Here is a 26,509-nt window from a genome sequence, read left to right on the forward strand (position 1 = left end):
GTCCGGCGGCGCGAGGAAGCACAGCGAGCTGCCGTCGTGCGCGGTGTCTCCACCGGCAGGGCGGCGAGTTCCCCCGCCGCGCCGGGAAGCTCCTGCGCTGTCAGCAGGCCGATGGCGTACCCGTCCCCGGCCCCGAAGCCGCCCATGTCGCTTTCCTCACTCGCTCGCGCCCACCACCGCCCGGCCGGGTGCGGAATACTCGCCGGTACTCCGCCGAGACCACAAGGAGCTTCAATGACGAAGCCGACCCGGATCGACCCGGCCGACCTGCTCGCCGTCGGTGACCTCCTCTCCGACGAGGAGCGGCTGATCCGCGACACCGTCCGCCGGTTCACCGAGGAGCGGATCCGCCCGCACATCGGCGACTGGTTCGAGCGCGGCGTCTTCCCGGCCCGCGAACTCGCCCCCGAGCTCGGCGCCCTCGGTGTGCTCGGCATGCACCTCGACGGCTACGGCTGCGCGGGCGCCGGTGCGGTGGCGTACGGCGTGGCCTGCATGGAGCTGGAGGCGGCGGACTCCGGGCTGCGCAGCTTCGTCTCGGTCCAGGGCTCGCTCGCCATGCGCTCGATCCACGCCTTCGGCTCCGAGGAGCAGAAGCAGCGCTGGCTGCCCGGCATGGCCGCCGGCGAGCTGATCGGCTGCTTCGGCCTCACCGAGCCGGACTTCGGATCGGACCCGGCCAACATGCGCACCCGGGCGGTCCGGAAGGGTGGCGAGGGCGGGGACTGGGTGCTCTCCGGCAGCAAGATGTGGATCACCAACGGCAGCATCGCCGACGTCGCCGTGGTGTGGGCGCAGACCGAGGAGGGCGTGCGCGGCTTCCTGGTCGAGCGCGGCGCCCGCGGCCTGACCGCCACCGACGTGCACGGCAAGCTCTCCCTGCGCGCCTCCGTCACCAGCGAGCTGGCCTTCGACGAGGTGGTCCTCCCCGCCGACGCCGTGCTCCCCGGGGTGGTCGGCCTGCGCGGACCGCTCTCCTCCCTCAACGAGGCCCGTTACGGCATCCTCTGGGGCACCGTCGGCGCCGCCCGCGACTGCTACACCGCCGCCCTGGACTACGCCAAGAGCCGGATCCAGTTCGACCGGCCGATCGCCGGCTTCCAGCTGACCCAGCAGAAGCTGGTCGAGATGATGCTGGAAGTCGAGAAGGCCTACCTGGTGGCGCTGCGGATCGGCCGGCTCAAGGAGGAGGGCGCGGCACGCGCGCCGCACGTCAGCTTCGGCAAGCTCAACAACGTCCGCGCCGCACTGGAGATCGCCCGCAGCGCCCGGACCGTCCTCGGGGCCAACGGAATCACCACCGAGTACCCGGTGCTGCGGCACGCCAACAACCTGGAGTCGGTGCTCACCTACGAGGGAACCAGCGAGATCCACACCCTGGTCCTCGGCGAGGCCATCACCGGCGAGGCCGCCTACCGCTGACGGGCCGTCCACCCCGGTGAGCAGGAGAAATCCGGTGGCCGGACCCGTCGGGGCCTGGCTACCGTCCCCTGCCATGACCAGCCAGCCCGTCCAGCCGCCCCCGGCCACCACTCTCTGGCGCCCCACCGGCCCCCGGGAACTGGCGCTGGTCGAGGCTGCCGACTGGCGTGCCTGGCCGCCCCGCCTGCCCGACCAGCCGATCTTCTACCCCGTCCTCAACGAGGACTACGCGATCCGGATCGCCCGGGACTGGAATGTGCCGGCATCCGGTGTCGGCTACGTCACCCGCTTCGAGGTCGAGACCGGGTTCCTCGCCCGCTACCCCGTGCGGCAGGCCGGTGGCCGGACGATCCTGGAGCTCTGGGTGCCCGCCGAGGAACTGGCCGAGTTCAACCGGCACCTCGTCGGCCGCATCGAGGTGGTCCACGCGTTCCGGCCGCAGCCGTGATCGGGCCGGTCCCCGCGGGGGCGTCCGGGCCGGCGACGGCCGGCCGCGTCCTGCTCACCTCGGCGCAGCGGACCAGCACCACCGTCCTGCTCGCCGAGGCCGCCGCCCGACGCGGCCTCACCACCGCCGTCCTCGACGGCCCGGACACGGTCGAGCGGCTCGCCGGGCGACCCGTCCACTGGTACGGCGGGCCGCTCACCGCCGCCCGGATCGCCGCGCCGCTCGGCCTGGCCCTGCTCGAACCCGAGGACGACTGGCTCGCCCGCCTCCCCGAGGAGTTCACCCGCCGCCGGATCGAACTGACCACCCTCGCCGAGGCCTGGACGCTGCGCCACCCGGCGTTCGTCAAGCCGCCCGCCGACAAGTCGCTGCCGCCCGCCGTCTACCCGGACGGATCCCGGCTGCCGCGCACCGGCGAGCGGATCGGCCCGGACACACCCGTGCTGGTCAGTGAACCGGTGACGTTCGCCGCCGAGTACCGGCTGTTCGTCCGCGACGGCGACGTGCTCACCGGCAGCCGCTACGCCCGCTTCGGCCGGCTCGACCCGGCACCGCTGACCGCCGAGGCCGTCGCCTTCGGCCGCCGGCTGCTCGCCGCCGTCGGCGACACCCTGCCGGGCGCGGTCGCGCTGGACGTCGGACCGATCGCCGACCCCTACGACCCGGCCGAGCACTGGGCCGTGGTGGAGGCCAACCTGCCGTGGTTCGCGCACTGCTACGCCGCCGACCCGGAGCGGGTCCTGGACGTCGTGCTGCGTGCCGCCGGACCGGCCGCCGAGCTGGCGGAAGCCGACCGCCGGTTCGTCCGGACGGCGGCCTGACGCCCGCTCGGCGGCCCGGCGGCCCCGGGCCCTCGGCGGCCCCGGACCCTCGGCGGGCTCGAACCCGATGCCACTCGGACCGGCACGGACCGGCCCTGACCCGATCGGACCCCGCCCTGACCGGCCCGGGGGCCGCGGGCCGTCCGACCGGCACGCGGACGTCGGTCCGACACCCGCAGGACACCCGTCGTTCGCCGGTGCGACGCCGTCCGGTACGGCGGCCGGTGGAGCATGGCGCGGTCGGCGGTGCCCCCGGCGGGCGCGGCCGACCGTGCGCACGACCGAAAGGAACCCCCGCCATGTCCGCAGTCCAGTGGCCCCGCCCCCGGGTGCTCGTCGTCGGGATCGACGGCGTCCGGTACGACTACCTGACGGAGGTGCCGATGCCGCGCCTCCAGGAGGTCGGCGAGGCCGGGTTCCTGGTGCCGGTCACCGTGGCGGACACCACGCCGACCATGTCCGGGCCGTGCTGGGCCACCATCGTGACCGGTGTCGAGCCCGCCAAGCACGGCGTGTGGGGCAACCACCTGGCAGGCAACCGGCTCGACGTCTTCCCCGACTTCGCCACCCGCCTCAACCGGGGCGACCGCCGCCGCACCTTCGTCGCGGCGGGCTGGGACCCGCTGATGATCAACGAGTCCGGCGGCCCGCTCTTCCGCGCCCCCGGCCGGCTCTCCTACGTCGCCCCGGCCGAGGACACCCCCGAGGCCTGGGAGGCCGTGGACGAGGAGGTCACCCGGGAGGCCGTCCACGTCCTCGGCACCGCCGACCCCGAAGCCTCCTTCGTCTACCTCGGCGCCGTCGACGAGACCGCGCACTTCCTCGGCTGCGGCGACGAGTACCGGGCCTCCATGCGCGCCGCCGACGAGCGTCTGGGCCGGCTCCTGGACGCCGTCCGCGGCCGGGCCTCGTACGCGGAGGAGCAGTGGACGGTCATCGTCGTCACCGACCACGGCCACGTCGACGCCGGCGGCCACGGCGGCCGCACGGTCGAGGAGCGGACCGCCTGGGTCGCCTGCGCCGGGCACGACATCCCGGCCGGGCCGCCCGCCGGCGAGATCCGCCACCCGGACGTCGCCGCCCAGGTGTACGCCTCCCTGCTGCGCCCGATCGACCCGCACTGGACCCTCGACGGCCGCCCCTTCCCGGTCGCCCGCCCGGTGCCCGTGACGGTCTGAGCCGCGCGGGACCCGGCTGACCACGCCGGCCACGGCGGCCGGGGCGAACCGGGCCGCCATCGAGTCGACCCCGGGGGCTGACGCCGGTGCCGACCCACGATGCCCCGGGTGCAGCAGGCCCGGCTGCGCTGGGGCCGCGCTTGAGCGAGGCTCGATCGGGGCTCGGGCGCCGCTCGATCCGTGCGTGCCAACCTGAGCGCCGGGCCGGCACGCACCCGGGCCGTCGGGAACCGTGTCCCGGGCCGCCGCGTCCCCGGGCCCGCGGGAACCGGAGCCTCTGCCGAAGGGCATACGCCTGAAGGTGGAGACGGTACCCCGTGGGATGGAGCCAAGATCGCGACTTGGTGGTGACGCTCCGCCGGGGCGGCACGGGCCACGATGGTTGCACCGGACGGCGGAGCGCGTCGCCCGGACCGGAAACGGGACGGCCGCTCGGCAGCGGACAGCGGGGCGGCCGGCAGCGGACACGCGGCAACGACACGGAGAGGACAGTCGGGCATGAAGGGCATCGTGAGCAAGGTCGCGCTGGGAGTCGCGGGCACCGGCATGGCCGCGGCCGTGGCGGTGGTGGCAATCGGCCCGCGGCTGTCCGACTGGTACGACGAGCGCCATCAGGAGCAGGCCTCGTACGCGACCGGCACCCAGGCCAAGGCCGAGCGCCACTCGATCCCGGCCTGGCTGCCCGACAACGCCTCCGGCGTGCAGTACCTGATGTCCACCACGGGCGACGACCGCCTGCTGCGCGCCACCCTCCCGGAGGGGCGGCTGCCCGTCGGCTGCACGGCCGGGCAGCCGGGCAAGGCCGCGCACCCGGTGCCGATGTCGCTCAAGGCCGGCTGGTTCCCCGGGAACGTCGCGGCCAAGGCCAGCGGCACCTGCGGGCACTACAACGTGACGCTGAACGGCAACCAGCTCTACGCCTGGCAGGACGGCGCGGCCGTACAGGCGGCGCTGCGCGCCGAGCACGTCGCCAAGCACTGAGCGTGCTGACCGGGGATCAGGCTCCCCGGACGGCCGAGCGGCCCGTCGGGCACCGGGAGGTGCGGGCGGGCCGCTGCCGCATGCTCGGGGGCCGCTGCCGTGCGGGTAGGCGCCGCCGTCGCGCGGGTGTGCGCCGCCGTCGTGCGTGTACGGTTCGTCGGCGCGTGCGGGTGGCGGTCGCACCCTGACGCACCCCCTGCTGTCGGAACCGGCCCGGCCTGCGGTAGGACGGAGTGCGAACGAATCCCTCGTCGCCCCGTCCGTGAGGAGAGCCATGCCCGGCCCGACCGTCGGCCCCGCCGATGACACGTCGACCGCTGCCGTCACCACACCCGCCACCGGCCGGGCCGGCACCGGTTGGGTCACGATCGCCGTCCTGGGCGGCCTCACCGCGCTCGGACCCCTCACCACCGACCTCTACCTCCCGGGCCTGCCCGCGATCGCCGACGACCTGGCCGCCGAGCCGGCCGCCGTCCAGCTCACCCTCACCTTCTCGATGTTCGGGGTCGCGGTCGGACAGCTGCTCTTCGGACCGCTCAGCGACCGCTTCGGGCGGCGCCCGCCGCTGCTCGTGGGACTCGTCGCCTACACCCTGTCCAGCGTGGTGTGCGCGCTCGCACCGAACCTGTCGGTGCTGATCGCCGCCCGCTTCGTCCAGGGCGCGGCGGGCTCCGCCGGACTGGTGATCGCGCGCGCCATCTCCAGGGACCGCTTCCAGGGCGTCGCGCTGCTGCGGTTCCTCGCCTCGATCGCCCTGATATCGGGACTGGCGCCGATCCTCGCCCCGATCGTCGGCGCGCAGCTGCTGCGGTTCACCTCCTGGCGCGGCACCTTCGGCGCGCTCACCGCGCTCGGCCTGCTGCTCACCCTGGTCGCGTTCGGCGCGCTGCGCGAGACGCTGCCGGCGGAGGCCCGGGACGGCGGCGGGGTGGGCGCGACCCTGCGGACGATGGGGCGGCTGCTGCGCGACCTGCCGTTCCTTGGGCTGGCGCTGACCAGCTCCCTCGCCTTCGGGGCGCTGTTCGGGTACATCAGCGGGTCGTCGACGGTGCTCCAGCACGCGTACCAGGTCTCGCCGCAAACCTACAGCCTGCTGTTCGGGCTGAACTCGGTCGCGATCGTGGTGATGACGCAGCTGAACGGGCGGGTGCTGGCGCCGCGCTTCACGCCGCGGGCGCTGATGCTGGGCAGCCTGGCGGTGGCGGTGGCCGCCGGGGTGGCGCTGGTGCTGCTGACGGCGGTGTGGGACCTCGGGCTGGTCGGGTTCTGCGCGCCGCTGTTCGTGATGATGGGCAGCCTCGGGGTGCTCCTGCCGAACACCGCCGCGCAGGCGCTGGGACTGGTCGAGCCCCAGGTCGCGGGCACGGCGTCGGCGCTGCTGGGGACGGGCAACTTCCTGGTCGGGGCGGTGGTGGCCCCGCTGAGCAGCCTCGGCGGGCGGCCTTCCGCGGCGCTGCTGGCGCTGGTGGTCCTGGTCTGCGGGGTTCTGGCGACGGTGGCGTACCTGGCACTGTGCCGGCCGGCGCGGCCGGCCGTGGCGGTGGCGGGCGGCTGAGGGCGGGAGCTGAGGGGCCGGCGGCAGCCGACGGGGGAACAGACGACGGATGACGGCTGACAGATGATGAAATCTGTCAGCCGTCACTCGTCACGAGCCGCTCGTGACGAGTCGCTCGTCACCCGCTACGCGATCGAGAAGTCGTCCCCGAACACGTTGCCCTGGCCGTACCAGCCGTGCAGGTACACGGTGACGGTGCCGGAGGCGCCGGTGGTGAAGGGGATGGACAGCTTCGTCCAGCCGGCGGAGTCGGCCCAGGAGCTGGCGGTCGCGCCGCCGCTGACGCCGACGTAGGCGTAGTTGCCCTGCACCCAGCCGCTCAGCGTGTAGCCGGTGTCGGGCTTCAGCGTGACGGTCTGCGAGCACTCGCCGGTCTGGCTCGCGGTGGCCGCGGCCTGCAGCGCGTGGGTGCCGGAGTGGGCCGGGGTGGAGACCACGGCGCCGCCGCTCTGGCAGGTCCACGGGGCCAGGCTGCCGGTCTCCAGGTCACCGTTGACCAGGCCGGTCGTCGAAGTGGTCCCGGTGACGGTCAGCGAGTAGGTCGCGGTGTGGGTGCCGGACGGCGCGTTGGCGGTGACGGTCAGCGGGTAGGTGCCCGCCGCCGCGGCCGAGGTGGTGGTGATGCTGAGGGTGGCGCTGTTGCCGGCGATGACGCTGCCGGGGGTGACGGTGGCGGTGACGCCGGCCGGGGCGCCGCTGACCGACAGGTTGACGCTCTGTGCCGAGCCCGCCGTCACGGCGGTCGCGATGGTCGTCGAGGTGGATGAACCGGCCGTGACCGTGGCGGAGTTCGGGCTGGCGGAGACGGAGAAGTCGTTGCTCACCGTGGAGCCGCTGGTGAACGGCGCGAAGATGTGGGTGAAGTCCCAGGTGTTCTGGGCGATCCCGGAGCAGTTGTCGTTGCCTTTGGTGCCCGGGCACCCGCCGTTGTCACGCTGGAGCGCCCAGAAGGACAGCGTGTTGATGCCCTTGGAGACGGCCCAGTTGTAGACGGTGGTGGCGTTGGCCAGGGTGAAGGTCTCGGCCGGCCCGAAGTCGTCGACACCGATCATCTCGGTGATCCCGATCGAACCCCACAGCTGGGCGGGGGTCTTGGACGGGTAGAGCCTGGCGAGCTGGTTGTAGAGGCCCTGCGCGGACGTCTGGGTGTCGGCCGCCATGTCGTGGGTGGCGTTGTCGTAGTAGTCGAAGGTCATCATGTTGACGACGTCGATCCGCGCGTTGTTGCCGACCGCGTTCCGGAGCACCGCGAGGCCGCTGTCGGTGAGCCCGCTGGTGGTGGTCGGCAGGGTGTAGGAGAACTGGATGCTGCGCCCCTTGGTGGTGGCCCAGTCCTGCACGAGCTTGATCGCCTTGTTGCGGCGGTCGATCCCGGCGGTGTTGGTCAGCGAGTTGTCCTCGATGTCGAGGTCGATCCGGCTGATGTCGTACGTCGTGATGACGTTCTCGAAAGCGGCCGCGATCTGGTTGACATCGGTGCAGCTGTCGGCCAGTTCGGTGCCGGTGTTGTCGGCGGTGTAGCCGCCGAAGGACGGGATCACGTCCCCGCCGTTGGCGCGGATGGTGGCGATGTCGGCGCCGAAGGTCGAGGAGGAGACCGGCATCGAGGAGTCGCCGTTCCAGTACGGCGTGCACGAGCCCTTGGTGGCGGCCTGCAGGAACGCCATGGTCAGGTGCTTGGCGCCGGACTGCGCGGCCAGTTGGGCCGGGCTCTGCCCGGTCCAGGCCTCGAAGTAGGGGGCGAAGACCCGGCTGGGGAGCGGGGTGGCGGCCTGGGCGGTACTCGTTCCGGTGGCGACCAGGCCGGCCGAGGCGGCCAGCGTGGCGCAGGCCGTCAGTGCGGCCTGGATTGTTCGGCGAAGACGCACGGATTCTCCAACAGACTTGGTGGGGCAGGACGTTGGGGAGTTGCGAGTGGGCCGGCGCCGAGCCGGCCGTGTGGGGTGCGGCCAGGTGGCACCGGCTCGGGGTCCGATCGGGACCGGGCGGAGCGCGGGAGCGGGCGGATCGCGGTGGCGACGGCGGCGTGCGGGCGTGCGGCAGCCCACCGGTTCGCGTGGACGCGGGCGGCGGTGCGAGTGCGCGCGGCCGTACGGGGCGGGGGTGGAGCGGAGCAGGGCAGGGCAGTGCCTCAGCCGCCGGTGGTCACACCCCCACAGTGCATCCCGGTCGGATCGACATGCTTATGTTTGGACTAGACCACTGGTCTGTCAAGAGACCCAACAGTTCGCCGGCGTACGGCCCGGGCGGCCGAAGGGTGCGGATCACTCGCCGGAACGCGGATCGTGCGCCGGGACAGAGGAGTTGTCGGGGCAGGGAGTTGCCGGGTCGGGAGCCGCCGGGGCGTGGGAGCAGCCGGGGGCACGGGAGTCGCGGGCGCACAGAGAAAACCGTGGCCGCGCACCGTCGGACGGGGCGCGGCCACGGCTGCCCGGTGCTCAGGACACCGGGCGGTTCGGGCGTCGCGGCGCGGAGGCCGCGGACGGGATCAGCGCGGCGCCGGGCAGAGCGTGGCGCGCAGCGCGTCGTTGATCTTGGCGGCGGTGTCCGGCCCGAAGCCCTGCGGGTGGTCGGGCGAGGTGAAGCGCTGGTTGGCCAGTTCGACCAGTTTCCCCGTGTCCTTGGGGAACTGGAACATCGACTGGCACTGGTTGCGGGCCCGGTCCACGGCCTGGTCCGGCTTGCCGCCGACGATCGCCGGGTCGATCGCGTTCAGCGCCGCGACCAGCTTGCCGGTCAGGTCGGTGCCCGGCTTGGCGGGCAGGCCGGCGTCGGCGGGCGGGGCGGGCTTGGCCGGAGCGGGGGCGCCCGGGGTACCGGCGTCGGGAGCGGGCGTGCCCGTCGTGCCGCCGGCCGTGGGGGCGGCCGTGCCGGGCGCGGGGGCCGACGGTGTCGCGGCGGCGTCGGAGGGGGCCGCATCGGACGGTGCGGCGGTCGGGGCCGCGGTGGCGGTGGGGGAGCCGGCCGCGGTGGTGGCCTTGCCCGAGCTCGATCCGGAGCTGGAGCAGGCAGCGAGGCTCACCGCGGCGAGTGCCGTGAGGGTGGCGGCGAGGAGTCGAGTGCGCATCCGCCCAGACTGTCATGTTCGCGGCGCGGAAGGGAAGGTCCCTCGAAGGGCGTCCGGAGGGCGCGGTGCGGGCCTTCGGCGTGGGGGTCGGGGTGCGGCCCCGGGGAGCGGGGGCCCGGGTGCGGCGGAGCGGGAGCCGGAACGGCGGACGGCGGCCCGGGAGGAGTCCTACCGGGCCGCCGTCCGCCGTCCGTGTCGGCGTGCCGCCGTACGAGCCGTCAGCCGAGGCCGTTGGACTTCAGCCAGTCCTTGGCCACCGCCGACGGGTCCTCCTTGTCCACCGCGACGCGCTTCATCAGCGCCGTCAGCCCCGCGGTGTCGAGCTTGGCCGACACCGCGTTGAGCGCCGCCGTCGCCGTGGCGTCCACGCCCGACTTGTTGACCAGCGGGGTGATGTTCTGCGCACCGAAGACGTTCTTCGGGTCGGCCAGCGCGACGAGCTTGTACTGGACGATCTTCGGGTCGGTGGTGAACACGTTGCCGACCTGGACGCCGCCGTCCTTGAGCGCGTTCGCGGTGGTGTCGGCGGTGGGCTTCCACTCCTTGAAGGTCAGCCCGTAGACGTCCTTGAACTGCTGCTCGCGGCGGGACTTGAACTCAGGCGGCCCGCCGATGGTGAGCTCGCCGGCCTTGGCGGCCAGGTCGGAGATGGTCTTGAGGTTGTACTTGTCGGCGGTCTCCTGGGAGACGCTGAGCGAGTCCTTGTCCTCGGCAGGAGAGGAATCGAGGATCCCCAGCGCGGAGGGCAGCGTCGTGGCGAGCGCCGCGTTGACGTCCTGGGTGCTGACGGCGGTGGACTTGGCGTCCAGGTAGGCCAGCAGGGCGCCGTTGTACTCGGGCAGGACGGTGAGGTTGCCGCTCTGCAGCTGCCCGTAGAGGACCTCGCGGCTGCCGATGTTGAACTTCTCCTCGACCTTGACGCCCTTGGCCTTGAGGGCCTGTGAGTAGATCGAGCCGAGCAGGACGTTCTCCGGGAAGTTCGCCGAGCCGACGACCACGGTCGACCCGGATCCGCCGCCCGCGGCGGGGCCTCCCGGGCCGCCCGACGCGGTCGGGGCGCTCGAACCCCCGCTGAGCGGGTCGCCGCCGGAGGAGCCGCAGGCGGTGGCGCCGAGCGCGAGTGCGGCGAGCGTGCCGAGGACGACCGCACGCCGGCCTCGCTTCATTGTCGACATGGTGACAGATGTCCTTCCGGAGAGGATGGGGAGAGGAGTTCAGCGGGCCCGGTGCTGGGCGCGCACCCCGGGCGGGAGCGCGAACCGGGCGAGCAGGGCGAAGAACAGCTGGGCGGCGACCGCGAGCAGCACCACCAGCAGCGCCCCGCCGACGGTCACGGCGTACTTGCGGGTCGCCAGTCCGTCGATGACGTAGCGGCCGAGCCCGCCCAGTCCGACGTAGGCGGCCACCGTGGCGGTCGCGATCACCTGGACGGTCGCGGTGCGGAAGCCCGCCAGCAGGGTCGGCGCGGCCGCGGGCAGGCAGACCTGCCGCAGCACCTGGGAGTGGGTCAGGCCGATGCCGCGCGCGGCGTCCCGGACGTCCGGGTCGGTGCCGCGCACCCCCTCGACGGAGGCCACCAGCAGCGGCGGCGCGGCCAGCGCGACCAGCGGGATCAGGACCGCGGTGTCGCCGACCCCGGCGAACAACACCGCCAGCGTCACCAGGCCGAGGGTTGGCAGGGCGCGGGCGGCGCCGGCCATCGCGGTCACCACGGTGACGCCGCGCCCGGTGTAGCCGATCAGCAGCCCGAGCGGGACGGCGAGCAGCGCGGCGAACAGCAGGGCCTCGCCGGAGAGCACCAGGTGCTCGGAGACCCGGTGCGCTATCGAGTCCGGGCCGCTGCGGTGGTCCGCGGCGGTGAAGAAGTCACCGAGCCAGGTCAGCCAGTTCACGAGCCCGCCCCCTTCTCCCGGACGGCCCAGGGCGCGAGCACCCGCCGGGCGCCCACCAGCAGCAGGTCCACGGCCAGTGCGAGGGCCGCGATCAGCGCGATGCCGGCCACGATCGGGGTCGGGAAGGTGCGCTGGAAGCCGTCGATGAAGAGGTACCCGAGCCCGCCGCGCCCGACCAGCGCGCCGACGCTCGCCAGCGAGATGCTGGACACCGCTGCCACCCTCAGCCCGGCGATCAGGTACGGGACGGCCGCGGGCAGTTCGACCGACGTCAGCCGGTGCCACGGCCCGTAGCCCATCGCGGTGGCGGCCTGCCGGACGGCGTCCGGGACGGCCCGCAGCCCGTCCACGGTGGTCGGCAGCAGGACGGCCAGGGCGTAGAAGGTGAGCGGGATCATCACGGTCGCCTGGGTGGCGAGCCCGGTGTACGGGATCAGCACCACGAACACGGCCAGCGAGGGCAGCGCGTAGACGATGTTGAAGACGGCGGACAACGGCTGGTAGAGCCGGGGGAAGCGCGCGCAGGCCAGGCCTAGCGGCACGGCCAGCAGCAGGCCGACGAGCACGGGGACGAGGGCTATCACGGCGTGGTCGGCGAGCAGGTGGCCGAGGTAGCCGAGGTGGTCCCCGATCCAGTACCAGCGGACGATCGGTTCATCGTCCACCGGGGACTCCGTCCGGGGTGGCGCCGTCGGAGGGCCCGTCCATGGTGGGCCCGCCGTCGGTGGGTCCGCCGTCGGTGGGTCCGGCGGTCCGGACGGGCGCGGCTGCTCCGGGCCGGAGCGCGGCGAGGACGGCCTCGCGGCTCGCGGTGCCGGTGGCCCGGCCCTCGGCGTCCAGGGCGACCGCGACTCCGGCGGGGGAGAGGACGGCGGCGTCCAGCGCGGTGCGCAGGGTGTCGGTGTCCGGCCGGAAGGCGGCGGCCGGGTGCAGCTCGGCGGTGACGGCGTCGCGGTCGATCCACCCGATCGGGCGGCGCTCGTCGTCCAGGGCCAACTCCCAGCCGCCGTACCTGAGTCCGTCCGGGGCCCCGTTGTCGATCGCGTTCGTCAGCCCGGCCTCGGCGACGGCCTTGAGCCCGGCGTCGCGCCCGGCCTTGGGCGCGTCGCCGACCGGGCGCAGCGTGACGGTGCTCGCGGGGCGCAGTCCGAGGCCGCGCAGGCCGCGGTCGCGGCCGAGGAAGGCGGCCACGCCGTCGTCGGCGGGGGTGGTGAGCAGGGTGTGCGGGTCGGCGAGCTGGGCGATCCGGCCCTGTTCGCGCAGCACCACCACCTGGTCGCCGAGCCGGACGGCCTCCTCGATGTCGTGGGTGACGAACAGCACCGTCTTGCGCAGCTCGGACTGCAGCCGCAGCAGCTCCTCCTGGAGCCCGGCGCGCACCACGGGGTCGACGGCGCTGAACGGCTCGTCCATCAGCAGCACCGGCGGGTCGGCGGCCAGGGCGCGCGCGACGCCGACCCGTTGCTGCTGGCCGCCGGACAGCTGGAACGGGTACCGCTTGGCGGTCTCGGGCGCGAGCCCGACCAGTTCGAGCAGTTCGGCGGCCCGCGCGCGGGCCTTCTTGCGGTCCCAGCCGAGCAGGTGGGGGACGGTGGCGATGTTGTCGATCACCTTGCGGTGCGGGAACAGCCCGGCCTGCTGGATCACGTACCCGATGCCGCGGCGCAGCTTGGCTGGTTCCCGCTCCGCGACGTCGGTGCCGTCCAGCAGGACCCGGCCCGAGGTGGGCTCGACCATCCGGTTGACCATGCGCAGCAGGGTGGTCTTGCCGCAGCCGGACGGTCCGACCAGGACGGTTATCCGACCGGTCGGGACCTCAAGGTCCAGGCCCTCGACGGCGACTGTGCCGTCGGGGTGGCGCTTTCCGGCGCCCTCGAATCTGATCACGGGGTGTTTCCTCGTCAGGGCGCCCCGGGGAGGCGGCGCCTGTGTCGGTCGTTCGATTGTTGGTGGTTTGTCGACAAACGGTGGTGCGGATCGGTGGTGGTGGCGCTTGTCGTACCAACCGCCCGGGCGTTCTTCCGCCCGCGTGGCTGCCCAGGTTCGGACCGGCGGAAACTCCGATCAGACTATGACCTGCGTCATCTCCTGTCTCTGATTTACCGCCGGGCGCGTGCCGCCGGACCGGTCGCGGCCGAGCTGATGGGAGCCTCCCGGCCGAGTCGGCGTCACCTCCCGTCGGCGGTGACGCCTCTCCTCCCGGCCCCGTCGAAGGCTTCGGTTCAGCCGCCCTGACGGGTCGGCAGGCCGGATGCCGCCCAGCCGACGAACCCGCCGTCCAGGTCGGTCGCCCGGTGCAACCCCAGCTCGCGGAGCGAGGCGGCGGCCAGGCTGGAGGCGTAGCCCTCCGAGCAGACCACGATCACCTCGACGTCGTAGCCCGAGGCCTCGGGGATGCGGTGACTGCCCGTCGGGTCGAGCCGCCACTCCAGGACGTTGCGCTCGATGATCAGCGAGCCCGGGATTTCGCCCTCGGCCGCCCGCTGCGCCGCCGGACGGATGTCCACCAGCAGCGCGCCGTCCAGCTGGGCCTGGTAGGCCTCCCGGGCGCGCGGGCGGTGGACCCCCTCGCGGGCCCGCTCCACCAGGTCGTCGATTGTGGTCACCATTGCTCCGGTCCTTCCTCCGAGGTGCGGACGAGCCCTCCGGCCCGCAGGTCGTAGTGCGCCATCGAGCTCAGCGGGGGCGAGTAGGCGTGCAGGCTGACGGCGGGCCCGGACGCGGTGTTGCGCACGTCGTGCACGTACTCGGGGCCGAAGGCCCGGGCGGTGCCCGCCGGGACCCGGCGGATCAGCAGGCCCTGGTCCGGGCCGCCGAGGGACAGCTCCTCCAACTCGCCGAGGGCGACCGTGAAGGCGCCGCGCGAGCCGCCGTGGTCGTGGAAACCGGTGGACTGGCCCGGCAGCCAGCTGATCAGCCACACCTCGTGGTCGTCCTCGGCCACCAGGCGCCGGTACCAGCGCTCCTCGGTGGCGAGCCGGACGTGGTGGATCCACCGGTCGGGCTGCTCGGCCAGGTCACGGACGATGGTCCGGAGGGTTCCGGGGGTGAGCGGGGCCCGGGCTCCGGCCCCGGGGGGAGCGGGCGTCGGGCTCTCGGAGGCGGGGACCGTACGGGTGTGCGGACTCATCAAGGCGTCCTCGGGTGCGCGGAACGTCGGCAGGGGTGTCCGGTCCGGCGGATGGTGGCGGGTGCGGGCCGGCGGAGCGGCCCGGCACGCCGCACGGGGTGCGCCGGGGCGGGGTCAGAACTGCGGGTGCGGGTGCGCGGCGCGGGCCCTGGCAGACGTCACAGGGCGGGACCGGCGGGGGAAATCAAGGTCAACAGGCACAGATGGAACTCGCCTGGCGTCGCAGATCGACGTGCAGGCGGCAGACCAGAGTGGTGCCGGAGTCCATGCGCCGGATCCTTCCCGAGCAAACCGGAGGAAGTCAAGCCGGTCCGCAGGCCCGCCGGTGTCCGTTCACGGTGCCGCGCCGCCGCCCGGTGGCGCCGCGACACCGCGGACGGCCGGGCCGGCTACCCCTCGGCGGGGCGGCGCGGCGCCGGTGGGGCCGTGCCGGCGGCGGACGGCGAAGACCCGGCACCGCCGGGTGGCTGCCCGGGCACCGGAGCGGCGGACCCGGCTACGGCGGCCGGGACGGCTGCCCCGGTGTTCAGGGCCTGCTCGATCACCGGTGCGGCCCGGTCGCCGAGGTAGCGGCCGAGGGTCTGGTAGGCGTCGAACTGCCGGTGGTCGAACCACTGGTCGCTGGTGGCGTCGTTCGGGAAGGCCCGGTTCTCCGTCGCGTACGCGTGCAGCTCGTAGGGCAGGTCGGGGGTGAGCGCGGCCTTGAGGACGATCAGGGTGCCGCGGCGATCGGCCTCGGGCGTGTCGCCGTCCAGGTCCGGGTAGCGGATGTCGCCGGTGATGACCGCCCGGGCCGACAGTCGGGCGGACAACTGCGCGGCGAGCCCCCGCAACGGCGGCCGCCCGTCGTCGGGGCCGTCCGGTCCGGAGGGCTGCTCCTCGGCGGCGCTGCCCGGGATCAGCAGGTCCGGCTCGTGCAGGGTGATCTCCACGCCCAGTTCCTCGCGGGCCAGGGTGATCGCGGCGGCGAGGGCGGAGGCGTGGCCCGCGTCGCCGCTGGAGTCGACGCAGACCGCCGTGCGCACCCGGTGCCGCAGCAGCTCGACCAGGCCGAGGTTCTCGTAGTGACCGCCGTCGGTGGTGAGCAGGAACCGGTCGTCGGCCGGGAACCGCCCGGTCAGCTCCCGCAGTTGGTACGGGAGCCTGCGGACGGCGGGTTGCGCGGGGCGGCGCCAGTCCCGGCTGCCGGACCAGTCCGGGCCGAGCACCGAGGGATTGGGCAGCCAGGTGCCGAGGCGCGCGTTGGTCACCGCGAACAGCCCCTGGTAGACCCGGGATTCACGTCCCATCGCGGAGGAGAACGCGGCCCCGGAGACGGCCATCGCCGACTGGACGGTGAGGTCCCGGGCGATGTGCCGCCGGGTGCGCCGCTCCAGCAGGTCGGTGCGCGCGTATCCGACGTCCGGACCGCCCACGTAGTCGAACGAGAGCGAGAAGGACACCGCCCGACGGCCCGGCGGCGTACGGGAGTTGCCGGACAGGTTGGCCGCCGCCGAGAAGATCACCTGGGGGAAGTCCGGGTGCCGGGCCCCGTAGTGGCTGAGCCGGGTCCGCTCGCGGAAGAAGTCGTACGGGCGGGCCAGGGACCGGCCGCCCTCGGTGGCCCGGCGGACTGCGAACGCCGAGGCCAGCCGCAGCCGGTAGAACGGGTGCAGGCTCATCCAGGTCTGGTCGAGGTTGAGCCCGACCGCGCCGAGCACCAGCGGCAGCAGCACCTGGAAGGCCGCCGGCCAGGCGTACCCGGTGGCGACCGCCCAGCCGAGGGCCAGCAGCGCGCCCGTCGTCAGTGCCAGCGCGGCCGCCCACACCACCAGGTACTGGGTGAGGGTGGAGGTCAGGCCGCCACCGGCCCGGCCGGTGTCGCGCAGCGCCCCGCCGAGGGCGGAGGCGCCCCGGCCGACCGTCCGGCGGTCGCGCCAGAGGATGCCGAGCAGCAGTGCCAGGTAGCTGAGCACCACGGTCAGGCTGAGACCGGCACCGGTCCGCTGCGGGCCGGCCGCCAGGGACTGCTGGAGCCGCACCGCCCCCCAGGCCAGCCCGGGGACCGCCAGCACGCCGACGGCCAGCAGGCCGGCCAGCCCGAGCGCGGCGAGGTTGAGCCGGCGCAGGGCGCGCGGCAGCACCGCCTGCCAGCCGAGCGACGGGAAGGCCAGCAGCCACAGCAGCCAGCACCCGGCGGCCGCCGCCGGCAGCGCGCCGACGGCGGCGAGGGCGGGCGCTCGGAACTCCAACGCACCCGGCGCGGCGCCCGGGTGGCGCAGGCCGGCCGCCGCCAGCCGGCCCAGGTCGGTGAGCGGGACGGAGTGGTAGAAGCGGCTCAGCGCGAGGCCGAGCGTCAGGACGGCCGCCAGCAGCAGGGTGAGCGCGGACAGCACGCCGCGCAGCAGCGTCCCGAGGGCGACCAGCCACTGCCCGGCGCCGTCGGCGAGGTACTTGCCGTGCCGGCGGAGGTGGTCCTCCTCCGGGGAACCGGGCTCCATCACGGTGTCGGCCGTCAGGCCGGAGACGGCGTGCACCGGGCTGTCGGGCGCGGAGTCGCTGAGCGCGAGCTGCAGAGCGCCGACGGTGTAGCCGCCGCCCGAGACGGAGACGAGGTACCGGGCCCGCTTCAGCCAGGGCCGCAGCGACTGGAGCGCGCCGAGCGTGACGCAGGCCGAGCGGATCCCGCCGCCCGAGACACAGAAGCCGAGTTCGGCGGGCTCCCGGCCGGGCGGCACCCGGGCGGCGTCGCGCCAGTGGGCGTGCCGGTCGGGTCCGGCCGGTGGGGCTGGTGGGGCCGCTGTGAGTGCCGGGGCCGGTGGGGCCGGTGTGGCCTTCGAGGGCGGCAGGTGCGGGCGCGGCGCCGGCCCGCCGTGCCGGGTGGCCACCGGCCAGGGCGGGATCAGCGCCGGGCGGTCGGCGGTGCCCTCGCTCGCGCCCCCGTCGGCGGCCGGGACCCCGTCGGCGGCCGCGGCGCCGCCGGTCCGGGCCGGCAGCAGCCCGCGCACCGCCCGGGCGGCGGTCACCGCCACGATGCCCACCGCGACCGCCCCGGCGGGCAGGAGCAGCACCCACTTGACGGTGGCGAGCGCGGTGGCGACCGCGAAGGGGGCGTCGGACGCCGTGGTGGAGAGGCCGTTGAGCCCGTCGCGCAGGAGTGCGTCCTCGCCGAGGTCGCAGCAGGCGGCGAGCAGGCCGGCGCCGCCGACCGCGAGCGCCGGCGGCCGGCGTAACCCGCCCCCGAGCACGTACCCGCCGAGCAGCGCGGCGGCCACCAGGGTCATCCCGTACCCGCCGATCAGCCAGCCGTCGGCGTGCAGCGCGGCCAGGTAGTCGCCGGTGCGGCCGCCGACCACGGCCTCGGCGGCCGCACGGGACCCGGCCAGTTGGAGGGCGACGTCCCGCACGCTCGGAGCCAGGCGGCGGAACAGCGCCGCACCGAGGACCACCGGCAGCAGCGTGCCGAGGGCCAGCAGCAGACCGGCCCAGGCGGGCAGGGCGGGCGGCCGCCCCGCCGGGCCGCCCCCGGCTGCCTCGCGCGTCGTGCCCGGCGCCTCACGCGTCGTGTCCGCCGCGGAGTTCGACTCCACTGTCATCCGTCACCCCCGTGCGGCCGCTCCGATCCCCCGTGGCCGGGCCGCCGAACTCGTATGAAACCACCGAGGACTGACGGTCCGCAGTGATCCACGACGGCCTCGACGCGGCTCCTACCCCGTGCTGGCCGGATCCGCACCCCGGGTGCCCGGTTTCACTCGAATGAGTAAGGAGGCTACGTACGGGGTAGATGAGCCTTTCATCCCACCCAGGACCGTCCGCGTGTCCGCGCAACAGGATCGCCCCAGACGCGTTTCCGCCAACGTATTGTCAGGCCACCAAGGCCCGGCCTACCGTCTACAGATCGCTTTCTACGCACGTAGACCCCCGCGGATCCCCGAGCGGACCCGCGGGTCAGACCCGCCCCGTCAACCATCGGACCGCGGGCCCCGACCGCACGGCCGGGCCGCGGAGTTGCGGAGGTACCCATGTCGCAGATCGTCCGTGCCGCGCTCGTCCAGACCCGTTGGACCGGCGACCAGGAGAGCATGATCGCGCTCCACGAGCGGTACGCCCGGGAGGCCGCCGCCCAGGGCGCGAAGATCATCGGATTCCAGGAGGTCTTCAACTCGCCCTACTTCTGCCAGGTCCAGGAGCCCGAGCACTACCGCTGGGCCGAGGCCGTCCCGGACGGCCCGACCGTGCGCCGGATGCAGGACCTCGCCCGCGAACTCGGGCTGGTCGTCGTCGTCCCGGTCTACGAGGAGGAACAGGCCGGCGTCTACTACAACACCGCCGCCGTGATCGACGCCGACGGCAGCTACCTCGGCAAGTACCGCAAGCACCACATCCCGCAGGTCAAGGGCTTCTGGGAGAAGTACTACTTCAAGCCCGGCAACCTCGGCTGGCCGGTGTTCGACACCGCCGTCGGCAAGGTCGGGGTCTACATCTGCTACGACCGCCACTTCCCCGAGGGCTGGCGCGCCCTGGGCCTGGCCGGCGCGCAGATCGTCTACAACCCCTCCGCCACCAGCCGCGGCCTGTCCGCCTACCTGTGGCAGCTCGAACAGCCCGCCGCCGCCGTCGCCAACGAGTACTTCGTCGCCGCCATCAACCGGGTCGGCACCGAGGAGTACGGCGACAACGACTTCTACGGCACCTCGTACTTCGTGGACCCGCGCGGCCAGTTCGTCGGCGACGTCGCCTCCGACAAGGAGGAGGAACTGGTCGTCCGCGACCTCGACCTCGGCCTGATCGAACAGGTCCGCCAGCAGTGGGCGTTCTACCGCGACCGCCGCCCCGACGCCTACGGACCGCTGGCCGAGGCCTGAGGAGCAGCGCGATGACCACCCGCGACCCGCACCAGCGCACGATCGTCCGCGGCGGCCTCGTCATCACGGCCACCGACGAACTCCGTGCCGACGTCCTGATCGAGGGCGAGCGCGTCGCCGCCCTCGCCACCACCGGCAGCTCCGCCGCCGGGGCCTGGACCGCCGACACCGTCATCGACGCCACCGGCCACTACGTCGTCCCGGGCGGCGTCGACGCCCACACCCACATGGAACTGCCGTTCGGCGGCACCGCGGCCTCCGACACCTTCGAGACCGGCACCCGGGCCGCCGCCTGGGGCGGCACCACCACCATCGTGGACTTCGCCGTCCAGCCGGTCGGCGGCTCGCTGCGCGAGGGCCTGGACACCTGGCACGCCAAGGCCGACGGCAACTGCGCCGTCGACTACGCCTTCCACACCATCGTCTCCGACGTCAACGACGGCGTGCTGAAGGAGATGGACGCCCTCGTCGACTCCGGCGAGTCCACCTCCTTCAAGCTCTTCATGGCCTACCCCGGCGTCTTCTACAGCGACGACGGACGCATCCTGCGGGCCATGCAGCGCGGCGCCGCCAACGGCGGGCTGATCATGATGCACGCCGAGAACGGCATCGCCATCGACGTCCTGGTCGAGCAGGCGCTCGCCGCCGGGAAGACCGACCCGCGGTACCACGGCGAGGTCCGCCGCGAACTGCTGGAGGCCGAGGCCACCCATCGGGCGATCAAGCTCGCCCAGGTCGCCGGCAGCCCGCTCTACGTGGTGCACGTCTCCGCCGCCTCCGCCCTCGCCGAGCTCACCCGGGCACGCGACGCCGGCCTCAACGTCTTCGGCGAGACCTGCCCGCAGTACCTCTTCCTCTCCACCGACAACCTCGCCGAGGAGGGCGCCGACGGCTTCGAGGGCGCCAAGTACGTGTGCAGCACGCCGCTGCGGCCGCGCGAGCACCAGGAGGCGCTCTGGCGCGGGCTGCGCACCAACGACCTCCAGGTGGTCTCCACCGACCACTGCCCGTTCTGCTTCGTCGGGCAGAAGGAGCTCGGGCGCGGCGACTTCTCGAAGATCCCCAACGGCCTCCCGGGGGTCGAGAACCGGATGGACCTGCTCCACCAGGCCGTGGTGGACGGGCACATCAGCCGGCGCCGCTGGGTCGAGATCGCCTGCACCACGCCCGCCCGGATGTTCGGGCTGCACCCGCGCAAGGGCACCATCGCGCCGGGCGCCGACGCCGACCTCGTCGTCTACGACCCCACCGCGGTGCAGACCGTCTCCGCCGCGACCCACCACATGAACGTGGACTACTCCGCGTACGAGGGCCGCCGGCTCACCGGCCGGGCGCGCACCGTGCTCTCGCGCGGAACCGTCGTGCTGGACGACGGCACCTGGCTCGGCCGGGCCGGACACGGCACCTTCCTGCGCCGCGACACCTGTCAGTACCTGGTCTGAACCCGCACGTCCCCTTCGTCGACCAGCCGCCGCCCGGGCCCGACCGGCGGGCCGGGCGGCGGTCCCCCCTTTCCTGGAGCCACCCATGGACATCGGCCTCGTCCTGCAGACCGACCCGCCCGCCCGCACCCTCATCGACCGGATGATCCGTGCCGAACGCGCCGGGTTCAGCCACGGCTGGACCTTCGACTCCTGCGTCCTGTGGCAGGAGCCCTTCGTCATCTACAGCCGCATCCTCGCCGAGACCGAGCGGCTGACGGTCGGCCCGATGGTCACCAACCCCTCGACCCGCACCTGGGAGGTCACCGCCTCCCTGTTCGCCACGCTCAACGACATGTACGGCAACCGCACGGTCTGCGGGATCGGCCGCGGCGACTCCGCCATGCGGGTCGCAGGACGCCGCCCGGCCACCCTCGCCCGGCTCTCCGAAGCCATGCACGCCGTCAAGGAGTTGGCGGAGGGGCGCACCGTCGAGGTGGACGGCACCGAGATGCACCTGCCGTGGGTCGGCCCCGGTGCGTCGCTGCCGATCTGGATGGGCGCGTACGGCCCGAAGGCGCTGGCCCTGACCGGCCGGCAGGCGGACGGGTTCATCCTGCAACTGGCCGACCCCTACCTCACCGAATTCATGGTCAAGGCGGTGCGGGCCGCCGCCGTCGAGGCGGGCCGGGACCCCGACTCGGTCACCATCTGCGTCGCCGCACCCGCCTACGTCACCGCCGACGACTCGCCCGCCGCGCTCGCCCACGCCCGGGAGCAGTGCCGCTGGTTCGGCGGGATGGTCGGCAACCACGTCGCCGACCTGGTCACCCACTACGGCGAGCACTCCGACCTGGTGCCGGAGGCGCTCACCGACTACATCAAGGGCCGGCAGGGCTACGACTACAGCCACCACGGCCGCGCCGGGAACCCGGACACGGCCTTCGTCCCGGACGAGATCGTGGACCGCTTCTGCCTGATCGGCCCGGCCGAGGTGCAGCGCGCCCGGCTGGCGGAACTCCGCTCGCTCGGCGTCCACCAGTTCGCCGTCTACGCGATGCACGACGCGATCGAGTCCACCATCGACGCCTACGGGACGGACGTCATCCCGCACTTGTGATCCCCGTGCGATCCCAGCTGCAGCAGACGGGAGTTGCCCATGGCCGACACCGCGACCGGCGGCGGCGGACAGTGGCAGCACCCCGACGGACGGGTCGAACTCGACCCGTCCGTCGGGGAGTTGCCCGCCAACGGCTTCACCAGCGACGACCTGATACCGGTCCCGGTGGCACGGCGCACCTGGACCACCTACAACTTCCTCGCACTCTGGGTCGGCATGGCCCACAACATCCCCTCCTGGACGCTGGCCTCCGGCCTGGTCGCGATCGGCATGGACTGGAAGCAGGCGGTGCTGACCATCGCACTCGCCAACCTGATCGTGCTCGTCCCGATGCTGCTCACCGGCAGCATTTCCAAAGTGCAAAACGTGGCATCAGGCGGCTACGAGGCCGGCCTACCAGCGTGAGGGTGCCCTTCCTCCAGGAACTCCACGAGGCCGTCGATGGTGGCAGCGAGCCGGTCGACCATGAGCATCATGGCGGCCGGCGACTCCCGTGAGAGATCGGTACGCCGGACTTCCTCCAGTTGTGCTCTCGCGAGTCGGAGCCGCATCTGGACGGCCGCGGATGGGTTGCCTGGGTCGGACGGCGGAACTGCGGTACTCACGGTTCTCCTGCGAGGGTGGGGTGGCTGGGTCGCGCGTCGGGGTGTGGCGACCTAGGAGAGGGGGGCCGACTGTCCGGGAGGTAAGAGGGTGGCGGCTCGCGGGCTCACGTGGTTCCTGTGGTTCTGGCGTGGGTGTTCGAATGTTGGCGGCCATATCAGGCCGTGGTACCCAACCTGGCATGTATGCAGATTGATCATCTAGCTGTGTTGCCGAGTGGTTATCCGGTGTTCGAATCGGCGTGGTGAGTATGTCCAGGAGTGGGCGTTTGTACCAATCCTGGTACAGACTTTTGATCTTGCCCGGTGTGCCATGTCAGGGTGCCGACAGAACTGCCCGCCTGGGCCATAGCCCAGCGCCGCGCCGTCGGCCAACGCGTCCGCGAGCTACGCATCGAGCGCAAACTCACCCAGGAACAGCTCGCCCACCTGATCGGCTTAGACCGCAAAACGATCAACCGGGTCGAGCAGGCCAGCTACGGCAGCAGCATCGATGTCTACGCGCTGATCGCCCGCGAGCTCGATCTCTCCCTGGCGGAGCTGTTCCACGGCGTCTGACAGGTGCTTCAGCGGGAGTGCCGGCGCGGACGCGGCTCCCGCGTGCGCCCCGGACATCCCTCGTGACTGTCAACCAGTTCCTGGCGCTCGTCCACCGTGGCCACCAGGCGCCCGTAGACCCGGGCGCCACAGCCCACGCAGGTACCGGTGGTCATCGTGGCCTCCACCGGCGTCCCGCCGACGGCACTCACCTGGTCACCGACCCGCCCGGCAGGACGCGGTACCCGGCCAAGTTGACCTGACCGCGGACCCAAGCATCGGCGCACTCCTCGATCGCGAACTCAAGAGGGCGCACCCCGCTGGTGCCGGCGGTGACCAGGCCACCGGTCTCGGCGTCCCGGACCACCCACGGCCGCCTACCCCGATCATCGGCCGGCAGCTGCTCGACGGTGTACCGGGCGCCGGTCCTCTGCGCTGGGGTCAGGCCGTCGCCGTGCCAGACCCGGACGATGACCTGGTCGCCGTCCGGCAGGCCGAGCGGCCAGTCGACGGCCCCCGACCCGTTCATCATGCGCTCCAGGTCCGCCGTGTCCCCGCTGTTCAGCAGCCACCCCATGGCTCGCAGCTCGTACTCGCTGATCGGCAGCTCGCGGACCGTCTGCCACAGCGCGTCCAGGGCCTCCAGCGCGGGTTTGGTGACGCTCTCCAGGTGGCCGTCCACTGCGACCGTCAGGCTGTCAGTGCTCAACATGCGCCGTCTCCTCGATGCACTGCGGGTGGGCAACGACCGGCCAGCCGAGCGGCGACCCGGAGGTTGGGGTGTAGACATGGCCGGCAGGGACGAGCGCCCCGCTTTCCTCCGCGTCGTGGATGCAAGCCCGGCCATGCGGCTGCTCGCTGGTGACACTGATCTGGATGGGCGTTCCACGGAGCGGCCGGTACTCGGCCGCCGTGCGAACCGGCGTTGGCGGGATGACCATGCCGAGAGGATCGGCCCATCTGCCGGATTCCGTAAATGGCGGTCCCGACATGAACAACGGGCGGTTTCACCGTGCCACCCGAACCCGCGCCCGTTCTTCACGACAGCGTGATGAAACCGAACCGACCGACAGCTACTCATGACCTAACGTGTAGTCACACCATCCGCCGCAGACTGGAGCCGCTGATGCCCCGTGCCAACACCCGGCAGGCTGCGGCCAGCCTTGTAACCCAGGCCCACACCTCAGGCTGGACTTCGTGGCAGCTCGTTCACGCGATCGCAAATCAGTGCGAGGTCTCCCCCCTTCAGGCCGCCCGGCTCGCCCGGGGCTGGACACTGCAGGACGCGGTGACAGCGCTCGCCGAGCTCGGGCACCGCGCCACCGTGCAACAGCTCTCCTCGTGGGAGCACGGCTCCAGCAGGCCTAGCGACCCGCGGCTCGATAGTCTCTGCCGTCTCTATCAGACCCGCCCCGACCGGCTCGGATACGGCACCGACTACACGCCTCCCGGCACCGAGCAGCACCCCGCCACCCTTCCGAGAGTCACCCACGACGAGAACGTCACTGCCCCGCCGGTCGCAGCGGACACCCGGCACGCCATACTCCGAAGCCTGCTCGGCTCAGCAGGAGTAACTCTCCCGAGCCCGGTCATGACCGCCCTGGCCAGCGTCCGGCAGGAGATGACACACACCCTCACCGGCTCGATCGCGGACACCACCATCGACCAGTGGGAGGACGCCGCCACCGAGTACGGGCAGGCGTACCAGCACACCCCACCCGGGGAGATTCTCGCCGGCGCCGTCCTTGATTTCGCCGAGGTGCGGTCACTGCTCGGCCGGAGCCAGCACGCCGACCACCGATCCCGGCTCTGTCACGTGGCCGCCCGACTCGCCGCAACCACAGGCATTGCCCTCGTCGCTCTCGGCGAGCACCGGGAGGCCCGCGGATGGTTCCGATGCGCCCAACTCGCCGCCGAGGAGACGGGAGACCGGGCCCTCCGTGCGTGGCTGGTGGCCCGCGAGGCGGTCATCCCGTTCTACTACGGCGCCCCTGCCGCGGCCGCCCGTCTCGCCGAGCGCGCCCGGCTCCTGGCTGGCAACACCCTCTGCGCAACTGCAGCGTGGGCACCCGCGCTTGAGGCGCGCTCGCTCGCCCGGATGGGCCGTGCCGACGATGCCCGCCAGGCCATGGCACTGGCTGAGCGGGCCTTTGCCCGCCTCGACACCAGCCACACCAGTGACCTTGCCTACGGGTACACCGAGCGCCAACTCCGCTGGCACATCGGCAGCATGTACACCACCCTCGGTGACACCCGTCGTGCCCAGCTTGCCCTCGACGAGGCCCTCTCCTTGTACGCCCCCGATGAACACCTTGACCGGGCGCTCATCGCGATGGACCAGGCGACCAGCCTGATCGGAGTCGGCGAGATCGCAACGGCCGCCCAGGTCGGCATGCTTGCCCTCGACGCCATTCCAGCCGAGCACCGGACAGGCATCGTCGTCTCCAGGGCCCGGGACGTGGTCGCCGCCGTTCCGGCGCGAGCGGCCCGAATGCCGGTGGTCGCCGACCTGCGCGAGATGATCGCTGCGGAGCCGGCGCCGGCACTGGCTGGCTAGGAACGTCGGGCCAGTACCTGGAGCAGACCGGTGACCGCGACACCGGCAACGATCTCCCGGCGATCGATCATTGCCTGAATCCGGTCCATCGGGATCCACTCGATCCGATCAGCCTCGTGGGTGTCCACGGGGGGCGCGACGTAGGTAGCGTCGCGCGCAAGGAACACGTGGTGCTCAGCGTTGCTCATGCCGCCGATCGGCTGGTTGTAGGCGAGGGGCTCAACCACGTCCACCCGCCAACCGGTCTCTTCGAGTACCTCTCGGGCAGCCGCATCCTCAAGGGCCTCCCCTTCCTCGACGATGCCGCTGGGGATCTCCCAGTTCCAGGTCTGCGTGGCGAAACGGTGGCGCCACATCATCAGCACCTCGTCCTGGTCGTTGATGACGACCGTCGCGGCGACCGGAGCGAACTTCACCAGGTGATGCTCGTAGCGAGCACGCCCTGGCGGCTCGACGTCCACGAGGTCCAGGTTCACCCACGGGCTCGTGTAGATGGGCCGGCTGCCGTGGACAGTCCACTCGCTACTCACAGGCACCTCATGATCTCGGTGGGGCGGTCGGCGTCATCCTGCCAGAGGTGCCTACGATGTCCGCATGGCCGACCTCGAACTCCCTTCTGACCTGCTGCCCCTGCACACGGCCGCGCTCGCTGCGGACCGGGCGATGGAGAAGGCACGGTTGGAGGGCGGCGACGTTGAGGCCGCGCGAGAGGCCTATCTCCAGGCAGCCTCGGCGCTCCAGGCCCACCCGTTCTGGGAGGAGCGGCGCCAGGCTGGCCAGCACCAGGCCTTCTGGCAGGCCAGCCTCGATGCCGCGAAAAAGGCGCTCGGCGAACAGGCCTGAGCCCGGACACGACGAAGTGCCCCCGCCCGGATCTGGGCGGGGGCGCTGACGTTGACCCCCGCGGAGGCGGGGAGGTGATGCTGCCGCAGCA

General features: G+C 73.0%; 25 protein-coding genes and 1 pseudogene. 13 read left to right on the forward strand and 13 right to left on the reverse strand.

Annotated elements, in window-relative coordinates; genetic code table 11:
* The first annotated feature begins 234 nt into the window (after positions 1 to 234).
* The 6 genes from AB0D10_RS04855 (at position 235) to AB0D10_RS04880 (ending at position 6,405) form a co-directional block, all read left to right on the forward strand.
* Complete coding sequence (locus tag AB0D10_RS04855) at positions 235 to 1,422, forward strand: acyl-CoA dehydrogenase family protein (protein ID WP_360251307.1); 1,188 nt, start codon at positions 235 to 237, stop codon at positions 1,420 to 1,422.
* A gap of 73 nt (positions 1,423 to 1,495) precedes the next feature.
* Complete coding sequence (locus AB0D10_RS04860) at positions 1,496 to 1,870, forward strand: ADP-ribosylation/crystallin J1 (protein WP_360251310.1); 375 nt, start codon at positions 1,496 to 1,498, stop codon at positions 1,868 to 1,870.
* A gap of 50 nt (positions 1,871 to 1,920) precedes the next feature.
* Positions 1,921 to 2,691 (forward strand): ATP-grasp domain-containing protein, encoded by a 771-nt coding sequence (locus AB0D10_RS04865; RefSeq protein ID WP_360251761.1) that lies wholly within the window; start codon positions 1,921 to 1,923, stop codon positions 2,689 to 2,691.
* Positions 2,692 to 2,990: 299 nt separating this feature from the next.
* Complete coding sequence (locus AB0D10_RS04870) at positions 2,991 to 3,869, forward strand: alkaline phosphatase family protein (RefSeq protein WP_360251313.1); 879 nt, start codon at positions 2,991 to 2,993, stop codon at positions 3,867 to 3,869.
* Between the two features lie 498 nt (positions 3,870 to 4,367).
* Positions 4,368 to 4,850, forward strand: a complete 483-nt coding sequence (locus AB0D10_RS04875) for a hypothetical protein (RefSeq protein WP_360251316.1) — start codon at positions 4,368 to 4,370, stop codon at positions 4,848 to 4,850.
* Between the two features lie 274 nt (positions 4,851 to 5,124).
* Positions 5,125 to 6,405 carry a multidrug effflux MFS transporter gene (locus tag AB0D10_RS04880; protein ID WP_360251319.1) on the forward strand — a complete coding sequence of 427 codons (1,281 nt, stop codon included), beginning with the start codon at positions 5,125 to 5,127 and terminating at the stop codon, positions 6,403 to 6,405.
* A gap of 125 nt (positions 6,406 to 6,530) precedes the next feature.
* On the opposite strand, the gene AB0D10_RS04885 is transcribed toward AB0D10_RS04880, so the two are convergent.
* From AB0D10_RS04885 to AB0D10_RS04930, 10 genes are all read right to left on the reverse strand, one after another.
* Positions 6,531 to 8,273, reverse strand: a complete 1,743-nt coding sequence (locus AB0D10_RS04885) for a glycosyl hydrolase family 18 protein (protein WP_360251322.1) — start codon at positions 8,271 to 8,273, stop codon at positions 6,531 to 6,533.
* 620 nt (positions 8,274 to 8,893) lie between these two features.
* Positions 8,894 to 9,472 (reverse strand): hypothetical protein, encoded by a 579-nt coding sequence (locus AB0D10_RS04890; RefSeq protein WP_360251325.1) that lies wholly within the window; start codon positions 9,470 to 9,472, stop codon positions 8,894 to 8,896.
* A 218-nt stretch (positions 9,473 to 9,690) separates the two neighbouring features.
* Entirely contained in the window at positions 9,691 to 10,647 is a 957-nt protein-coding gene (locus AB0D10_RS04895) for an ABC transporter substrate-binding protein (RefSeq protein ID WP_360251328.1), read from the reverse strand.
* A gap of 39 nt (positions 10,648 to 10,686) precedes the next feature.
* Positions 10,687 to 11,364, reverse strand: a complete 678-nt coding sequence (locus AB0D10_RS04900; protein ID WP_360251331.1) for an ABC transporter permease subunit — start codon at positions 11,362 to 11,364, stop codon at positions 10,687 to 10,689.
* Positions 11,361 to 12,029: an ABC transporter permease subunit gene (locus tag AB0D10_RS04905; RefSeq protein ID WP_360251334.1), complete on the reverse strand. Its 669-nt coding sequence runs from the start codon at positions 12,027 to 12,029 to the stop codon at positions 11,361 to 11,363. Before AB0D10_RS04905 ends, AB0D10_RS04900 begins: the two co-directional genes overlap by 4 nt.
* Positions 12,019 to 13,251 carry an ATP-binding cassette domain-containing protein gene (locus AB0D10_RS04910; protein ID WP_360251337.1) on the reverse strand — a complete coding sequence of 411 codons (1,233 nt, stop codon included), beginning with the start codon at positions 13,249 to 13,251 and terminating at the stop codon, positions 12,019 to 12,021. Before AB0D10_RS04910 ends, AB0D10_RS04905 begins: the two co-directional genes overlap by 11 nt.
* A 335-nt stretch (positions 13,252 to 13,586) precedes the next feature.
* Complete coding sequence (locus tag AB0D10_RS04915) at positions 13,587 to 13,973, reverse strand: rhodanese-like domain-containing protein (RefSeq protein WP_360251340.1); 387 nt, start codon at positions 13,971 to 13,973, stop codon at positions 13,587 to 13,589.
* Positions 13,967 to 14,494: a cysteine dioxygenase family protein gene (locus AB0D10_RS04920; RefSeq protein ID WP_360251343.1), complete on the reverse strand. Its 528-nt coding sequence runs from the start codon at positions 14,492 to 14,494 to the stop codon at positions 13,967 to 13,969. The genes AB0D10_RS04915 and AB0D10_RS04920 overlap by 7 nt, the downstream gene beginning before the upstream one ends.
* A 190-nt stretch (positions 14,495 to 14,684) precedes the next feature.
* A complete protein-coding gene (locus tag AB0D10_RS04925; RefSeq protein ID WP_101948289.1) occupies positions 14,685 to 14,762 on the reverse strand; it encodes a putative leader peptide in 78 nt (25 codons plus the stop codon).
* A 121-nt stretch (positions 14,763 to 14,883) separates the two neighbouring features.
* Positions 14,884 to 18,069 (reverse strand): hypothetical protein, encoded by a 3,186-nt coding sequence (locus AB0D10_RS04930; RefSeq protein WP_360251346.1) that lies wholly within the window; start codon positions 18,067 to 18,069, stop codon positions 14,884 to 14,886.
* Positions 18,070 to 18,495: 426 nt separating this feature from the next.
* On the opposite strand from AB0D10_RS04930, the gene AB0D10_RS04935 reads away from it, so the two are divergent.
* The 5 genes and pseudogenes from AB0D10_RS04935 (at position 18,496) to AB0D10_RS04955 (ending at position 23,039) form a co-directional block, all read left to right on the forward strand.
* Positions 18,496 to 19,338, forward strand: coding sequence for a nitrilase-related carbon-nitrogen hydrolase (locus tag AB0D10_RS04935; protein ID WP_360251349.1), 843 nt, complete (start codon positions 18,496 to 18,498; stop codon positions 19,336 to 19,338).
* Positions 19,339 to 19,349: 11 nt separating this feature from the next.
* Entirely contained in the window at positions 19,350 to 20,780 is a 1,431-nt protein-coding gene (gene hydA / locus AB0D10_RS04940; protein WP_360251352.1) for a dihydropyrimidinase, read from the forward strand.
* 85 nt (positions 20,781 to 20,865) lie between these two features.
* Positions 20,866 to 21,879, forward strand: coding sequence for a TIGR03842 family LLM class F420-dependent oxidoreductase (locus tag AB0D10_RS04945; protein WP_360251355.1), 1,014 nt, complete (start codon positions 20,866 to 20,868; stop codon positions 21,877 to 21,879).
* A gap of 39 nt (positions 21,880 to 21,918) precedes the next feature.
* Positions 21,919 to 22,224, forward strand: a pseudogene (locus tag AB0D10_RS04950) (cytosine permease); the annotation flags it as partial.
* A 578-nt stretch (positions 22,225 to 22,802) separates the two neighbouring features.
* Positions 22,803 to 23,039, forward strand: a complete 237-nt coding sequence (locus AB0D10_RS04955; protein WP_360251358.1) for a helix-turn-helix transcriptional regulator — start codon at positions 22,803 to 22,805, stop codon at positions 23,037 to 23,039.
* Positions 23,040 to 23,226: 187 nt separating this feature from the next.
* Here AB0D10_RS04955 and AB0D10_RS04960 read toward each other — a convergent pair whose 3' ends face one another.
* Together AB0D10_RS04960 and AB0D10_RS04965 are read right to left on the reverse strand one after the other, a co-directional pair.
* Entirely contained in the window at positions 23,227 to 23,730 is a 504-nt protein-coding gene (locus AB0D10_RS04960; RefSeq protein ID WP_360251361.1) for a hypothetical protein, read from the reverse strand.
* Positions 23,717 to 23,959, reverse strand: coding sequence for a hypothetical protein (locus AB0D10_RS04965; protein ID WP_360251364.1), 243 nt, complete (start codon positions 23,957 to 23,959; stop codon positions 23,717 to 23,719). Before AB0D10_RS04965 ends, AB0D10_RS04960 begins: the two co-directional genes overlap by 14 nt.
* 185 nt (positions 23,960 to 24,144) lie before the next feature.
* On the opposite strand from AB0D10_RS04965, the gene AB0D10_RS04970 reads away from it, so the two are divergent.
* Positions 24,145 to 25,575 carry a helix-turn-helix transcriptional regulator gene (locus tag AB0D10_RS04970; RefSeq protein WP_360251367.1) on the forward strand — a complete coding sequence of 477 codons (1,431 nt, stop codon included), beginning with the start codon at positions 24,145 to 24,147 and terminating at the stop codon, positions 25,573 to 25,575.
* Here the strand turns inward: AB0D10_RS04970 and AB0D10_RS04975 are convergent.
* Positions 25,572 to 26,051, reverse strand: a complete 480-nt coding sequence (locus AB0D10_RS04975; protein WP_360251370.1) for an NUDIX hydrolase — start codon at positions 26,049 to 26,051, stop codon at positions 25,572 to 25,574. The two genes, AB0D10_RS04970 and AB0D10_RS04975, sit on opposite strands and share 4 nt — an antisense overlap.
* A 118-nt stretch (positions 26,052 to 26,169) precedes the next feature.
* Between AB0D10_RS04975 and AB0D10_RS04980 the strand changes: the two genes are divergently transcribed.
* Positions 26,170 to 26,418 carry a hypothetical protein gene (locus tag AB0D10_RS04980; RefSeq protein ID WP_360251373.1) on the forward strand — a complete coding sequence of 83 codons (249 nt, stop codon included), beginning with the start codon at positions 26,170 to 26,172 and terminating at the stop codon, positions 26,416 to 26,418.
* Positions 26,419 to 26,509: the final 91 nt, after the last annotated feature.

Source organism: Kitasatospora sp. NPDC048545, from assembly GCF_040651155.1.
In the GTDB taxonomy this organism is placed as follows: Bacteria; Actinomycetota; Actinomycetes; order Streptomycetales; family Streptomycetaceae; genus Kitasatospora.